The 14250-nt window shown below is 71.4% G+C and carries 14 protein-coding genes and 1 pseudogene; 11 read left to right on the top strand and 4 right to left on the bottom strand.

Features of this window, described 5'->3' with window-relative positions; genetic code table 11:
• Positions 1-118 precede the first annotated feature (118 nt).
• A complete protein-coding gene (locus O7632_RS25180; protein WP_278117762.1) occupies positions 119-301 on the bottom strand; it encodes a DNA-binding protein in 183 nt (60 codons plus the stop codon).
• A gap of 309 nt (positions 302-610) precedes the next feature.
• Here O7632_RS25180 and O7632_RS25175 point away from each other — a divergent pair, with 309 nt between their 5' ends.
• The 3 genes from O7632_RS25175 to O7632_RS25165 all read left to right on the top strand — a co-directional run bounded on the left by O7632_RS25175 (position 611) and on the right by O7632_RS25165 (position 2753).
• Positions 611-892 carry a hypothetical protein gene (locus O7632_RS25175; RefSeq protein ID WP_278120366.1) on the top strand — a complete coding sequence of 94 codons (282 nt, stop codon included), beginning with the start codon at positions 611-613 and terminating at the stop codon, positions 890-892.
• A 77-nt stretch (positions 893-969) separates the two neighbouring features.
• On the top strand, positions 970-1593 hold the full coding sequence (locus tag O7632_RS25170) for a GNAT family N-acetyltransferase (RefSeq protein ID WP_278117761.1): 624 nt from the start codon (positions 970-972) through the stop codon (positions 1591-1593).
• Between the two features lie 134 nt (positions 1594-1727).
• The gene (locus tag O7632_RS25165) at positions 1728-2753 is read left to right on the top strand and encodes an aspartate-semialdehyde dehydrogenase (protein ID WP_278117759.1); all 1026 of its coding nucleotides are present in this window, start codon (positions 1728-1730) and stop codon (positions 2751-2753) included.
• 21 nt (positions 2754-2774) lie between these two features.
• On the opposite strand, the gene O7632_RS25160 is transcribed toward O7632_RS25165, so the two are convergent.
• The gene (locus O7632_RS25160) at positions 2775-3905 is read right to left on the bottom strand and encodes a PP2C family protein-serine/threonine phosphatase (RefSeq protein WP_278117757.1); all 1131 of its coding nucleotides are present in this window, start codon (positions 3903-3905) and stop codon (positions 2775-2777) included.
• Between the two features lie 181 nt (positions 3906-4086).
• On the opposite strand from O7632_RS25160, the gene O7632_RS25155 reads away from it, so the two are divergent.
• The 4 genes and pseudogenes from O7632_RS25155 to ahcY all read left to right on the top strand — a co-directional run bounded on the left by O7632_RS25155 (position 4087) and on the right by ahcY (position 8467).
• Complete coding sequence (locus tag O7632_RS25155; protein ID WP_278117755.1) at positions 4087-4503, top strand: CBS domain-containing protein; 417 nt, start codon at positions 4087-4089, stop codon at positions 4501-4503.
• Positions 4504-4675: 172 nt separating this feature from the next.
• On the top strand, positions 4676-5983 hold the full coding sequence (locus O7632_RS25150; RefSeq protein WP_278117754.1) for an NAD(P)/FAD-dependent oxidoreductase: 1308 nt from the start codon (positions 4676-4678) through the stop codon (positions 5981-5983).
• Positions 5984-6101: 118 nt separating this feature from the next.
• Positions 6102-6776 (top strand): annotated as a pseudogene (locus tag O7632_RS25145) (NADPH-dependent F420 reductase); the annotation flags it as partial.
• A 221-nt stretch (positions 6777-6997) separates the two neighbouring features.
• Positions 6998-8467 carry an adenosylhomocysteinase gene (ahcY, locus tag O7632_RS25140; protein ID WP_278117753.1) on the top strand — a complete coding sequence of 490 codons (1470 nt, stop codon included), beginning with the start codon at positions 6998-7000 and terminating at the stop codon, positions 8465-8467.
• Between the two features lie 159 nt (positions 8468-8626).
• Here the strand turns inward: ahcY and O7632_RS25135 are convergent, their stop codons facing one another.
• Complete coding sequence (locus tag O7632_RS25135; protein ID WP_278117752.1) at positions 8627-10078, bottom strand: glycoside hydrolase family 3 N-terminal domain-containing protein; 1452 nt, start codon at positions 10076-10078, stop codon at positions 8627-8629.
• 180 nt (positions 10079-10258) lie between these two features.
• Here O7632_RS25135 and O7632_RS25130 point away from each other — a divergent pair, with 180 nt between their 5' ends.
• From O7632_RS25130 to O7632_RS25115, 4 genes are all read left to right on the top strand, one after another.
• On the top strand, positions 10259-11434 hold the full coding sequence (locus O7632_RS25130; RefSeq protein WP_278117750.1) for an ROK family transcriptional regulator: 1176 nt from the start codon (positions 10259-10261) through the stop codon (positions 11432-11434).
• 118 nt (positions 11435-11552) lie between these two features.
• Positions 11553-12362, top strand: a complete 810-nt coding sequence (locus tag O7632_RS25125) for an ABC transporter ATP-binding protein (RefSeq protein ID WP_278117748.1) — start codon at positions 11553-11555, stop codon at positions 12360-12362.
• 71 nt (positions 12363-12433) lie between these two features.
• Positions 12434-13324: a ribokinase gene (locus O7632_RS25120; protein WP_278117747.1), complete on the top strand. Its 891-nt coding sequence runs from the start codon at positions 12434-12436 to the stop codon at positions 13322-13324.
• Between the two features lie 45 nt (positions 13325-13369).
• A complete protein-coding gene (locus tag O7632_RS25115) occupies positions 13370-13777 on the top strand; it encodes a YccF domain-containing protein (protein WP_278117745.1) in 408 nt (135 codons plus the stop codon).
• On the opposite strand, the gene O7632_RS25110 is transcribed toward O7632_RS25115, so the two are convergent.
• The gene (locus tag O7632_RS25110) at positions 13748-14227 is read right to left on the bottom strand and encodes a DNA-binding protein (RefSeq protein WP_278117743.1); all 480 of its coding nucleotides are present in this window, start codon (positions 14225-14227) and stop codon (positions 13748-13750) included. The genes O7632_RS25115 and O7632_RS25110 overlap by 30 nt on opposite strands.
• Positions 14228-14250 lie beyond the last annotated feature (23 nt).

Below are 14250 nucleotides of genomic sequence, written 5' to 3'. Positions count from 1 at the left end.
CCGGCGCTTGCGCCGCGCCGCCGACGCCCCTCCCGCCGGTGCCTGACCCTGTCTCCCGGCAGGCCTGACGACTTCACTGCGACGGCCACGATGGTCGACGAGTGGACGAGCCGCGCTGTCACTCCTCGGAGTCGCTGATCCGGCGGTGACGTTTCTCGGCGTACGCCCGTACGTCGGCGGCGAGCCAGATCCGTCCGACGGTGAGGGTGGCGATCGGGGCCGGGAAGTCGGGCCGGTCGACCAGGATGGCCGCCCGCTGCCGACTGACCCCGAGGCAGTCGGCTACCTCTGTGAGCGCCATGACCTGCATCCGGCGGAGCTTCCGAGTAGGTGGGTTGACGACTTATCAATGGGGCCATTGACTACTCGTCAACCCCTGTGGCAGCGTTGCGCGTATGCCCCTTTACGGAGACGCGAAACCCGTACCGCTCGGGCCGGTGCACCGGCGGGTCTGGCGGTGGTGCCGGCGCTGGTGCAGCTGCGGCCTGCGGTGGTCGAACTGCCCGGACCGGTTCTGGTCGCCGCCGATGTCGCTGCCCGGACCGACGTGGCCGGCGTCGCGGCGGGCGCGCCGCCGCAACGAGGGCTGGTGGTGAGCGCCCAGGCCCGGCTGGCCGGTCGCCCGCACGAGCCGCGCCGGCCGCTGTGGCTGTGCCGGCGCTGCGCCGAACCGTGGCCGTGCGCCACCGCCCGCCTCGATCTGCTGCACGAGTACCGCGCCGACCGGGTCGGCCTCAGCGTCTACATGGCGGTCAACCTCTTCGACGCGGCTGCCGACCTGCATCGGCTGAGCCCTGAGCCGGGTCCCGACCCCGCCCAGTTGTACGCCCGGTTCCTGCAGTGGACCGGGCGCGGTCGCGGCCCGGCGACCTCGCCGGCGGTAGGCGACTGAACACGGTCGAACCCACGAGGGTGTGTCATCCGTTGTACCCGGGTGTCCGCAATGTGCCGCAGAGAGGCGAGCCGCTGATGCACCAGCTCCACACGTCGGTGATGATCAGGTACGCGACCTACACCGACACCCCGCAGGTGGCCAGGACACTGGTGGCGGCGTTTCTGGACACCCCGGAGGCGGCCTGGCTGATCCCCGACCCGGTGGCCCGCCGGCAGGTGTTCCAGCGGTTCTGCCCGGCGTTGATCGACTACGGGCTGCGGCAGGGCAGCGTCTACCGGACCGAGGACTACGGCGCGGTGGCGATCTGGCGTCCGTGCAGCCTGATCCTGCCCAACCCGGTGGAGTACGAGCAGCTGCTCGATGACGCCTGCGGTGAGTACGCATACCGGTTCCGGCTGCTCGACGACGTGCTCGCCCAGCGGCATCCGGTCGGCGAGCACCACTATCTGGCGTATCTCGCGGTCACCCCCGGCCGGCAGCGGCTCGGCCTGGGTACGGCGTTGCTGGCCCACCGGCACGCCATCCTCGACACCGCCGGGAGCGCGGCGTACGTCGTGGCGAGCAGTCCACGGGCCCGCGACCTGTACGCCCGGCTCGGCTACCAGATGACCGCGACCGTCCCGTTCCACCTGCCCGACGGCGGCCCGCTGCTCTGGCCGATGTGGCGTCCGGCGCAGCCCACCCGCCACTACGGCTGACTCTCGACCGGCGAACGACGTCGCCGGGATCAGCGGAACACCTCGACGGGCCGGCGGGGAACATCGACGGGTCGAAAGGTGACGTGCGACAACTCGGTTCCGCCGTACCCCGGCCCGTCGGTAATCTTCGCGACATGAGGATCGGGATTGTCGGCGCGACCGGCCAGGTCGGTGGCGTCATGCGTCAGGTGTTGGAGCAGCGTCAGGTGCCCGTCGACGAGCTGCGGCTGTTCGCCTCGGCCCGCTCGGCCGGCCGTACGCTGCCGTGGCGCGGCGGTGAGGTGACCGTCGAGGACGCGGCGAGCGCCGACTACCAGGGCCTGGACATCGTGCTCCTCTCCGCCGGCAAGGCCACCTCCAAGGAGTTGTCGCCCCGGATCGCGCAGGCCGGTGCCGTAGTGATCGACAACTCGTCGGCGTGGCGGATGGATCCGGACGTACCGCTGGTGGTCGCCGAGGTCAACCCGCAGGCCGCCGCTGACCGGCCCAAGGGGATCATCGCCAACCCCAACTGCACCACGATGGCCGCGATGCCGGTGCTGCGTCCGCTGCACGCCGAAGCCGGCCTGGTCAGCCTGGTCGTCTCGACCTACCAGGCGGTGTCCGGGGCCGGTCTGGCCGGCGTCGCCGAACTGGACGAGCAGGTCCGCAAGGTCGCCGAGGACGCGGCAGCGTTGACCTTCGACGGTACGGCGGTGGAGTTCCCGCTCCCGCGCTCGTTCGCCCGACCGATCGCGTTCAACGTGCTGCCGCTGGCCGGCGCGATCGTCGACGACGGCTCGGGGGAGACCGACGAAGAACAGAAGCTGCGCAACGAGAGCCGCAAGATCCTCGACATCCCCGAGCTGAAGGTCTCCGGAACCTGCGTCCGGGTGCCGGTCTTCACCGGCCACTCGCTGCAGATCAACGCCCGGTTCGCCCGGCCGATCAGCCCACGGCGGGCGATGGAGCTGCTCGCCGACGCACCCGGGGTGGCGTTGTCGGACATCCCGACGCCGTTGCAGGCAGCCGGGCAGGACCCGACGTACGTGGGCCGGATCCGCGCCGACGAGACCGTCGAACACGGGCTGTCGTTGTTCTGCTCCAACGACAACCTGCGCAAGGGCGCGGCGCTCAACACTGTGCAGATCGCCGAACTGCTCATCGCCGGCACCGCCTGACCCCGTACCGGCCCGGGCCGGCTACCGGCCGATGGTCGGCAGGTCCGGGCTCTGCCGTTCGGCGAGCAGCAGGGCGGCGTCGTCGGTGATCTGACCGCCGGAATGCCGGTGCAGTTCGGCGACGATCCGGTCCAGGACCTCCTGCCGGTCCGCCAGGTCCAGACAGGCGGTCACCTGCGTGGAGTCGAGGAACTTGCCGCCACCGTTGCGCGCCTCGACCAGTCCGTCGGTGTAGAGCAGCAGCCGGTCGCCGGGTGACCACGGCCGGGTCAGCTCGGTCGGATCCGGGGCGTCGCGGTGCAGTCCCAGCGGCGGATGCCGGTCCGTCGGCTCCAGGATCTCCAGCTTCCCGTCGGCGGTCCGCAACGCCGGTGCCGGATGGCCACAGTTGATCACCGTCAGCGTGTCACCGGTCAGCTGCACCAGGGCGGCGGTGACGAACTGCGCGGGCTGACCGGCGCCGATCGCGTCCCGTACCACCGCCTGGTCGAGGTCGGCCGCCACCGCGGACAGCTCCGGCCGTACGAAGGCGGACTGCCGGAACGTGCCCATCACCGTGGTGGCGATCTGCACCGCCTGCAGCCCCTTGCCGCACGCGTCACCGATGATCAGCCGTACGCCGTACGGGCTGGCCACCGCCTCGTACAGGTCGCCGCCGACGTTCGCCGCCTCGGAGGCGGACAGGTAGCGGGCGACCAGCGCGGCATCACCCAGCCAGGGTGGCGGGGTCCGCAGCACCGCCCGCTGGGCGACCTGGGCGATTTCCGTCATCCGGCTCAGGCGGGCCTCGCGCAGGTTGCGGGACCGGGCGACGTAGATCGACACGATGCCGACGGCGAAGACCACCGAGGTGCGCAGCAGGTGGTCCAGGCTGCCGAACACGCCGCTGGGCAGGCCGGCGACCAGCGCGACCAGGCAGGCGACGGCCGCCACCAGCGCGGTCCGGCGGGTCTTCTCGACCGCTGCCGCGAGCAGCGGGGCGAGGGACAGGAAACCGAGCACGACCGCGTCGGTCCGGGTGAGCACGTCGATCACGGTGATCACCGCGATCAGCGCCAACGCCGCCGGCAGCCCGCGCCAGCGTTCGGTACGTCGCATCAGCGTCCAGTCCGGCGAACCGGGCATACGCCAGTCGCCCCGGCGCACCCACACGTCCTGCTCCCTACCCGACGCTGGACCGGTCCCAGCAGGCCGTTCTCGTGCAGGAAGCCTAGCCGATCGCGGGTGCTCCGGCCGGCCCGCCAATGTGGGTGGGTGAGCGGGGTGCCGGCCGGTTTTCCGGGCCGGGGCACGGGTACCCGGAACATGGCGCCGACACCGAGAGGAGTGCATGATGACGACCGTCGGAGAGTTCATGACAGCCCGGCCGTTCACCATGGACGCGAACGACATGCTGACCGCAGCGGCGCGACAGATGCGCGATGCCGACATCGGGGACATCATCGTCACCGATGGCAGTGAAATCCAAGGAATCGTGACCGATCGGGACATCACCGTCCGTGCGGTGGCTTCCGAGATGGATCCGGCGAGCACCCAGCTCAGCCAGATCCTCAGCGAGGACGTGGTGGTCGTCTCGCCGTACGACGACGCGGTCGCCGCCGCCGAACTGATGCGGACCTACTCGGTGCGCCGACTGCCGGTGGTCGACGACGGCCGCCTGGTCGGTGTGGTGTCGATGGGTGATCTGGCCGTCGAGTGGGAGCCGGATTCGGTGCTGGCCGACATCAGCACCGACGAACCCAACAACTGACCACTCGTCGTCGAACCCGCCGGCCGTAGGCCGACCGGCGGTCGGCGGAACCCTCCGGTGGGTGTCCTCAGTGCTCCGCCTGGTCTCCCCGGCGCCCGGGGCCGGGCGGTGGCGGGGACACCCACTTTCGCGCCGCAGGCACCGCAGACACCTTCGATCGGAGATCAACGACATGAGTCGACCACGCATCGTCATCGTCGGCGCCGGATTCGCCGGCTACCAGGCCGCCCGTACGCTCTCCCGGACGGCCCGGGGGGCGGCGGAGATCGTGCTGATCAACCCGACCGACTACTTCCTCTACGTACCGCTGCTTCCGGAGGTGGCGTCCGGGGTGCTGGAACCCCGCCGGGCGACCGTCTCCCTGCCGGACACGCTGCCCGGAGTGCGCATCGTGCTCGGTGAGATCGACCGGATCGACCTGCCGGAGCGTCGGGTCGGCTACGTCGACGCCGAAGGCAGCCCGGCCGACCTGCGCTACGACCGACTGGTCGTCTCGATCGGCAGCGTCAACAAGTTGCTGCCGATACCGGGCGTCAACGAACACGCGCACGGCTTCCGCACCCTGCCGGAGGCGCTCTACCTGCGCGACCACCTGACCCGGCAGATCGAACTCGCCGACCTCACCGACGACTCCGCCGAACGCGCGGCCCGCTGCACGTTCGTCGTGGTCGGGGCCGGATACACCGGTACGGAGGTCGCCGCGCACTGTGTGACAGCGACCGACCTGCTGGTCCGCCGTCACCCCCGGCTGGCCAACCAGGAGGTTCGCTGGCTGCTGCTCGATCTGGCCGACCGGGTGCTGCCGGAGCTGGACCAGCGGATGTCGGTCACCGCGCAGAAGGTGCTCGACTCGCGTGGAGTCGACACCCGCTTCGGCACCTCGGTGCGCGAGGCCACCGCCGACGGGGTGCACCTGTCCGACGGCGAGTTCGTCGCCACCCGCTCGCTGATCTGGTGCGTCGGGGTCCGGCCGGATCCGGTCGTCGACGAGCTGGGGCTGGCCACGCTGAAGGGTCGGTTGGTGGTGGACGAGTTCCTCGCCGTACCACGGCACCCGGAGGTGTTCGCGTGCGGCGACGCCGCCGCCGTCCCGGATCCGAGTCGTCCCGGCGAGATCACCCCGATGACCGCCCAACACGCCGTACGGCAGGGCAAGCTCGTCGCCCGCAACATCGCGGCCTCGTACGGGCACGGCTCGCCCGCGCCGTACCGGCACAAGGACCTCGGTTTCGTGGTGGACCTCGGCGGCGCGCAGGCGGCGGCGAACCCGCTGCACGTGCCGCTGTCCGGGCCACTGGCCAAGGTGGTCACCCGTGGTTACCACCTGGCGTCGATCCCCGGCAACCGGGTACGGGTGGCGGCCGACTGGATGCTGGAGTCGCTGCTGTCCCGCCAAGGTGTGCAGTTGGGGCTGGTGCCGCCGTCGGCGGTGCCGCTGGAAACGTCGTCGCCGGAACTGTTCCATCCGGTGGGCCGCTGACCGGCCGGGGGGTGTGCCGCCCCGCCCGACTCGCCGGTGATCGTTTCCGTCCGGGGGCAGCGGGTACCCGCCCCGGCGAGGGCCCGCTGACGAGCTACCAGCCAGCGTTTCCGCCGAGCGAAAGAGCGAGCGGGAGCGAACGGGAGAGCGAGAGGGAGAAACGATGGACATCGGCATCATTGGCGCCGGTAATGTCGGATCCGCGATGGCGCGCCGGCTCACCGAGGTCGGCCACCAGGTGACGATCTCCGCGTCGAGCCCCGATTCCCCCCGGCTGGCGCAGGCGACCACCGCCACCGGGGTGACCCCCGTGGCGCCGGAGCGGGCGGCCGAGGCGGACCTGGTCGTGCTGGCCGTACCCTTCGCCGACGTCGACAGCACGCTGGCCGGGCCGGTGGCCGGGGCCCTGACCGGGCGGACGGTGATCGACGTGACCAACCCGCTCGGCCCGGACCACATGTCGCTGCGGATCGGGCACGACACCTCAGCCGCCGAGCGGATCGCCGAGTTGGTGCCGGCGGCACAGGTCATCAAGGCGTTCAACACGGTTCTCGCGCCCAATCACGCCCGGCCGGTGCTGGGCGGGGTCCGGCAGTCGGTACCGGTGGCCGGGGACGACCTGGCCGCCAAGAAGACAGTCCAGGAGCTTGGCACCCAGCTCGGGTTCGACACGGTCGACGCCGGGCCGCTGTCCAGCGCACGCTATCTGGAACCGGTCGCCGCGCTGCTCATCCAGGTCGCGTACGGCGGAGGTGGCGGCCCGACCGTCGGGTTCGCCCTGGCCAGGGACTGAGCCACCGCGGTCGATTCGACTCGGGACGACTCGGAGTCGACCCCGACCCGGTCGGGTCCGGATCGACGGAGCGTACGGGTAGGGGCGGACCGGCGTGACTTCCAGGTTGCGCGGTCCGCCCTCGGGGCGGGAATGCTCTTCTACGGGCCGTATGGTGGATGGGTGTCGTGCGCGCCGTACCCGGCAGGACGGACGCATCCGTAGAAACCCGAGGAGATTTCGTGACCGTCACTCTGACCGCCGACAGCGCAGGCTCGGTCAGCGACTTCAAGGTCGCTGACCTTTCGCTGGCCGCCTTCGGGCGCAAGGAGATCGAGCTCGCCGAGCACGAGATGCCCGGCCTGATGGCGCTGCGCCGCGAGTACGCCGCCCAGCAGCCGTTCAAGGGCAAGAAGATCGCTGGTTCGCTGCACATGACGGTGCAGACCGCGGTGCTGATCGAGACGCTGACCGCACTCGGTGCCGACGTGCGCTGGGTCTCCTGCAACATCTTCTCCACCCAGGACCACGCGGCGGCGGCGGTCGTCGTGGGGCCCAACGGCACCGTCGAGGACCCGCAGGGTGTGGCGGTGTACGCCTGGAAGGGCGAGACGCTCGACGAGTACTGGTGGTGCACCGAGCAGATGCTGACCTGGCCGGACGGCTCGGGACCGGACTCGATCGTCGACGACGGCGGGGACGTGACCCTGCTCATCCACCTCGGCAAGCAGTTCGAGGAGGCCGGCGCGGTGCCGTCGACGGCACCGACCGACTCGCACGAGTACGGCATCATCCTGGAGACCCTGCGGCGGTCGCTGGCGACGAACCCCACCAAGTACACCGAGATGGCCGAGCCGATCATCGGCGTCTCCGAGGAGACCACCACCGGCGTCAACCGCCTCTACGAGCTGGCCCGGGACGGCAAGCTGCTCTTCCCGGCGATCAACGTCAACGACTCGGTGACCAAGAGCAAGTTCGACAACAAGTACGGCATCCGCCACTCGCTGGTGGACGGCATCAACCGGGCCACCGACGTGATGATCGCCGGCAAGCTCACCGTGATCTGCGGGTACGGCGACGTCGGCAAGGGCGCGGTCGAGTCGCTGCGCGGCCAGGGTGCCCGGGTCGTGGTGACCGAGATCGACCCGATCTGCGCGTTGCAGGCGGCGATGGACGGGCTGGACGTGGTGACCCTGGACGACGTGGTCGAGCGGGGCGACATCTTCATCACCACGACCGGCAACAAGGACATCATCATGGCCGAGCACATGGCGAAGATGAAGCACAACGCGATCGTCGGCAACGTCGGGCACTTCGACAACGAGATCGACATGGCCGGGCTCGCCAAGGTACCGGGCATCGAGAAGATCAACATCAAGCCGCAGGTCGACGAGTGGCGCTTCCCGGACGGACACTCGGTGATCGTGCTCTCGGAGGGCCGGCTGCTCAACCTCGGCAACGCGACCGGGCACCCGAGCTTCGTGATGTCGACCTCGTTCTCCAACCAGGTGATCGCCCAGGTGGAGCTGTTCGCCAAGGTCGGCGAGTACGGCAAGCAGGTCTACGTGCTGCCCAAGCACCTCGACGAGAAGGTGGCCCGGCTGCACCTCGACGCGTTCGGCGCCAAGTTGACGGTGCTCACCAAGGCGCAGGCCGACTACATCGGCGTGGACGTGGCCGGCCCCTACAAGCCGGAGCACTACCGCTACTGACCTGGGCGTGGTGCGGGCCACCAGGTCCGCGCACCGGCCGGTGTGCCGACCCCGGAACCGTCTCCAGGTTCCGGGGTCGGCCCGTCTCCGGGCTCCTTTGGGGTCAGGCCGCCAGGCCGAGTGCCTCGTGGTCAGGCCGCCAGGCCGAGTGCATCGTGGTCAGGCGGCCAGGCCGAGTGCCTCGGCGGCCGCCCGCCCGTTGGCGTGACTTGCGCCGAAGGTGGTGACGAAGGCTCGTACGCCCGCCGGGCGCCACGGTGACGGCCAGCCCATCTCCACCACCGAGACCGGATACCCGGCGGCGAGCGTCTCGATCAGTTCCCGAGCGCCGGGGACCCGGTGGATGTGCCGGCCGACCAGCACCAGCGGACGACCGGCGGCTGCCGTACGCAGGGCGTCGGCGGTGACGTCGGCCGGTACCACCCGGCGGTGTTCGGTGCCGTCCAGATGCGGACCGAGCCCCCACGGCACCCGGCCTTCGGCGATCGTCGAACTGGTCGCCAGGTGCACCACCAGCGGCGTACCGAGCCCGTCGAGGGATCCTTCCACCCGGACCGCGAGCCGGGCGGCGGCGTACCCGAGGTCACTCGGCCCGCCGGCCGCGTCGGACGCGCGACGTACCGTCGACGCGAGCGCGCCGACCCGGTCGCCGGCCTGTTCGACCCGGCCGACCGGCAGGGTGCCGTCGGTGATCGCGTCGGCGATGCCGGCGGCGATCCGCTCCACCAGCGACTGGTCGACCCGCGCGCCGACACAGAGCAGGTCGGCCCCGGCGGCGAGCGCGGCGACCGCGGCGGGCACGATGCCGCCGGCGGCGAGCGTGGCGCCGCGCATCTCCAACGCGTCGGTCACGATCACCCCGGTGAAGCCGTATTCCTGGCGGAGCAGCCCGGTCAGCGCGTCCGGGCTCAGGGTGGCCGGGGCGTCGCCGGTGAGCGCCGGGACCCGGATGTGCGCGGTCATGATCGCCCGCGTGTCGGCGCCGACGACCGCCGCGAAGGGCGGCAGGTCCCGGTCGCGCAACACCCGCAGCGGTACGTCGACGACCGGCAGTTCCAGGTGGGAGTCGGTGACGGTGGCTCCGTGGCCGGGGAAGTGTTTGGCGCAGGCGGCGATTCCGGCGTCCTGCAGTCCGGTGACGGCGGCGGCGGCGTGGGCGGCGACCCTGGCCGGATCGGCGCCGAACGATCGGGTGCCGATGATCGGGTTGTCGTCGGCGGTGTTGACGTCGACGGTCGGGGCCAGGTTGAGGTTGATCCCGCAGGTGGCGAGTTCGTCGCCGATCGCCCGGTAGACCGCCCGGGTCAGGTCGGGGTCGTCGACCGCGCCGAGCGCGGCGTTGCCCGGGTACGGGCTGCCGGTGGCGTGGGCCAGCCGGGTGACGTCGCCGCCTTCTTCGTCGATGGCGATCAGGACGTCGGGCCGGGCGGCGCGCAGCGTGGCGGTCATCGTGGCGACCTGCGCCGGGTCCGCGACGTTGGTGCCGAACAGGGTGTGTCCGGCGAGCCCGGCGCCGACCAGGTCGATCGCCCAGCCTGGCGGGGTGTGGCCGGGGAACGCGGCCAACAGGGTACGCAACGCCAGCCGGCGTAGGCCCGGATCGATCGACACGGTGTCTTCCCCCTCCGTGACAGCCTCGCGGTCCGAGTGTCGCACCGTGGGTGCACTGTCGTTGCCGGTGAGTGCCGCATCGTCGGACCGTCGACGGTGTCGACGGCCATTACGCTACGGCTACTCCGTTGAGGTTGCCCAAGATAATAGTTAACTTTCCTAAACGCTAGAGGACGACGTATGGGTTCCCCGCGCCTACCCGGCACGCCAAGTCTGCTGCGCGCCCTCAACGACCGGGCCGCGCTGGAGCTGCTCATCGCCCGGGGTCCGCTGACCCGAGCCCAACTCGGCGAGCTGACCGGGCTGTCCAAGGTGACCGCCTCCCAGCTGGTGGAACGGCTCGAAGGTCGTGGCCTGGTCACCCGGGTGGGTGAGCAGGCCGGCGGCCGAGGGCCGAACGCGCAGCTCTACGCCGTCGAACCCGGCAGCGCCCACGTGGTCGGAGTCGACGTCGGACCCGACCGGGTCGTCGCCGCCTGCGCCGACATCACCGGATCGGTGATCGGCCGGGTCGAACAGTCCACCAAGGATACCGACGACCCGGTCGGCGTGGTGCACAACGCCGTCGTCCAGGCGGCCGGCAGCGCGGCGACCCAACTGGCCAGCGTACGGCGGGTGGTGCTCGGCACCCCCGGCCTGGTGGACCCGGCCACCGGCGACATCACCTTCGCCTACAACCTGCCCCGGTGGCACCGAGGTCTGCTCGCCGCCCTGCGCGAAGATCTCGACACCACGGTGGTCTTCGAAAACGACGTCAACCTCGCGGCCGTCGCCGAGGCACACGCCGGCGCGGCCCGCGACGTGCCGAACTTCGTGCTGGTCTGGGCCGGAGTCGGCGTCGGTCTGGCCATCGTGCTCGGCGGGCGGCTGCACCACGGCAGCACCGGTGCCGCCGGTGAGATCGGCTACCTGCCGGTGCCGGGTGCCCCGATCCCACGCGACGTCTCCCGGCGGGCGAAGCCGGCGTTCCAGCAGATCGCCGGAGCGGACGCGGTCCGCGCCCTCGCCCGCGAACACGGGTTCCGCGCGGCCGGCGCGGGCGACGCCGTCCGGGCCGCGGTCGCCGCCGGTACCCGTGGCGGCCCGGTCCTCGACGAACTGGCCCGCCGGTTCGCCCTCGGCGTCGCCAGCGCCTGCGTGGTGCTCGACCCGCCGCTGGTCGTGCTCACCGGCGAGGTCGGCCAGGCCGGCGGTGACGCGCTCGCGCAACGGGTGCAGCACGAAGTGGCCGCGATCACTCTGGTCACCCCCCGCGTGGTGGTCACCGAGGTCACCGAGGAACCGGTGCTGCAGGGAGCCCTGCGGATCGCCCTCGATGCCGTACGGGACGAGGTGTTCGGCTCCACCGTGGCCTGACCTGCGCCTGACCTTCACCGGCCCGCCGCCTGCGGGTGTCCGGCCGATACCTGGCGGTCTGCGTCGGCACGTCGACCCGTCGGGCAGATCCGGCCGGAACCCGGTCGGGCCCGCGTGGTTGGATGGACCGGTGCCGACCGCTGCTGACGACTTGGTGATCCAGCTCGACGGGGTGGGCGTGACCCGCTCCGGCGCCGCCCTGCTGCACGACGTCACGCTGCGGGTGCGCCCCGACGAACGCTGGGTGGTGCTCGGGCCCAACGGCGCCGGCAAGACCACCCTGCTCAGCCTGGCCGCCGCCCGGCTCCACCCGACCACCGGCACCGTGCACCTGCTCGGTGAGCGACTCGGCCGTACCGACGTGGCGGAACTGCGTACCCGGATCGGGTTATCCACCGCGACGTTGGCCGACCGGATCCCCGCCGACGAGCGGGTCCTCGACGTGGTGCTGACCGCCGCGTGGTCGGTGGTCGGCCGGTGGCGGGAAAGCTACGACGCGGTCGACGAGAGCCGGGCCCGGTCGCTGCTCGGCCAGTTCGGCGTCGCCGGGTTCGCCGACCGCGGCTACGGCACCCTGTCGGAAGGCGAACGCAAGCGGGTCCAGATCGCCCGGTCCCTGATGGCCGACCCGGAACTGCTGCTGCTCGACGAGCCCGCGGCCGGGCTCGACCTCGGCGGCCGGGAGGAACTGGTCGGCCGGCTCGGCGCGCTGGCCAGCGACCCGGACGCCCCGGCGCTGGTGCTGGTCACCCACCACGTCGAGGAGATCCCAGCCGGTTTCAGCCACGCTCTGCTGCTGCGGACGGGCACGATCGTGGCCGCCGGCCCGCTGGCGTCGACGCTCACCGGCGAAAACCTGTCGAAGACCTTCGACCTGCCGCTGGTGGTGGAACGCGCCGGTGCGCGCTTCACCGCCCGCGCCGCCTGACGCCGGCAACTCCGGCCTACACTCGCAGGCCGCAGGGTTACCCGGCGGTGAGCAGACGAGGCGGAGGCACCGTGAGACGTCCGAGGATCGTCGTCGTGGGCAGCGCGAACATGGACTTGGTCGCGACCGCTCCTCGGCTGCCGTCGCCGGGGGAGACGTTGCTTGGCAGCGACTTCGTGATGGTCCCCGGCGGCAAGGGTGCCAACCAGGCGATCGCCGCCGCCCGGGCCGGCGGTGACTGCGTCTTCCTCGGCGCGGTCGGCTCCGACTCTTTCGGCGTCACCCTCACCGGCAGGATCGCCCGTTCCGGCGTGGACACCAGTCAACTACGGGTGGTGTACGGGCCGTCCGGTGTCGCGGTCGTGATGGTCAACCAGGCGGGCGAGAACGCCATCGTGGTCACCCCCGGCGCCAACTCCGCGTTCGACGGCCTGACCGAGCCCGAGCTGGCGGCGATCCGGTCCGCCGACGTGCTGGTCGCCCAGCTGGAGATCCCGCTCGACACCGTTGTCGCCGCCGCGTCGGCGGCCCGGGCGGCGGGCACCCGGGTGGTGCTCAACGCCGCACCGGCCCGGCCACTGCCGGCCGAACTGCTCGACGCGGTCGACCTGCTGGTCGTCAACGACACCGAGGCCAGGGCGCTCGTCGGCGCCGGAAGCGAGGATCCGACGGCGTTGCTGACCGTGGTGTCCCGGGCGGTTCTCACCCTCGGCGTACAAGGTGCCTGGTTCGTCGAGCGGGACGGGCCGACGTGTCACGTGCCGGCCATCGCCGTCGAGACGGTGGACTCCACCGCCGCCGGTGACGCGTTCACCGGGGCGCTCGCGGTGGCCTGGGGAGAAGGACGGGACCTGCTGGCGGCGGTCCGCTGGGCCTCGGCCGCCGGCGCGGCCTGCGTACGGCGGCTCGGTGCGTCGGTGTCGCTGCCGGACCGCGCCGAGATCGACGCCCTGGCCGTCTGACGCATCCGCCGGTACGGGTGGCGCCGATGGGCGACCATGGCCGGTATGCGAGTCATCCTCAACCTGCTCTGGCTGATCTTCGGCGGCGGCATCGTGCTCGGCGTCGCCTACGGCATCGCCGCCCTGATCTGCTTCGTCCTGGTCATCACGATTCCGTTCGGGGTGGCGTCGCTGCGGCTGGCGTACTACTCCCTGTGGCCCTTCGGCCGGACCCTGGTCGCGAAGTCGGGTGCCGGCATCGGCTCCGGGCTGGCGAACCTCCTCTGGGTGCTGCTGGCCGGCTGGTGGCTGGCACTGACCCACATTGTCACCGGCGTCACTCTCTGCCTGACCATCATCGGCATCCCGTTCGGGATCGCCAACTTCAAGCTGGTGCCGGCCGCGTTCTGGCCGCTCGGTCGCGAGGTGGTCGACGTCGAGGACCTACGCCGTCCCGGTCTGGTCCACGCCTGACGTCTCCGGAGTCTGCTGCGTACCGGATGTGGTCCGTGGCAAGCTCCGGCCGGAAATCCGTTCATACCGTTGCCTGGCGGCCTGGGCGGTGCCGAGACCGAGCCCGAAGGCGATGGCCTGCCAGGTGAGACCCCGTTGCCGGGCGGCCTCCAGCAGGCCCAGTTCGATCGCGTCGAGGTCGGCGCGCACGGGTGCTACCAGGGTCAGCGCCGCGACGAGGTCGCTCTGGTCGAGCGCCGGTTCGCCCGCCTCGGACGTCGCGCCGCCGACAGCCAGGGCCAGGACCAGTCGGATGGCTTCGTACGGATCGACCACCTCGGGGTGCAGATGACGGTGGCGCCTGCTGGAGGTGTCAGCGTGCCGCTCGGCGATTCGCAGCAGCGCGGCGTGAGCGCGGTGTGCCCGCGACCGGGCGGCATCGGGCGGGGTGAACGGGTCGTCGACAGTCACCGTTCGACTCAATCACCAAATCA

Source organism: Solwaraspora sp. WMMD406, from assembly GCF_029626025.1.
In the GTDB taxonomy this organism is placed as follows: domain Bacteria; phylum Actinomycetota; class Actinomycetes; order Mycobacteriales; family Micromonosporaceae; genus Micromonospora_E.
This window is presented reverse-complemented; position numbering and strand designations above follow the sequence as displayed.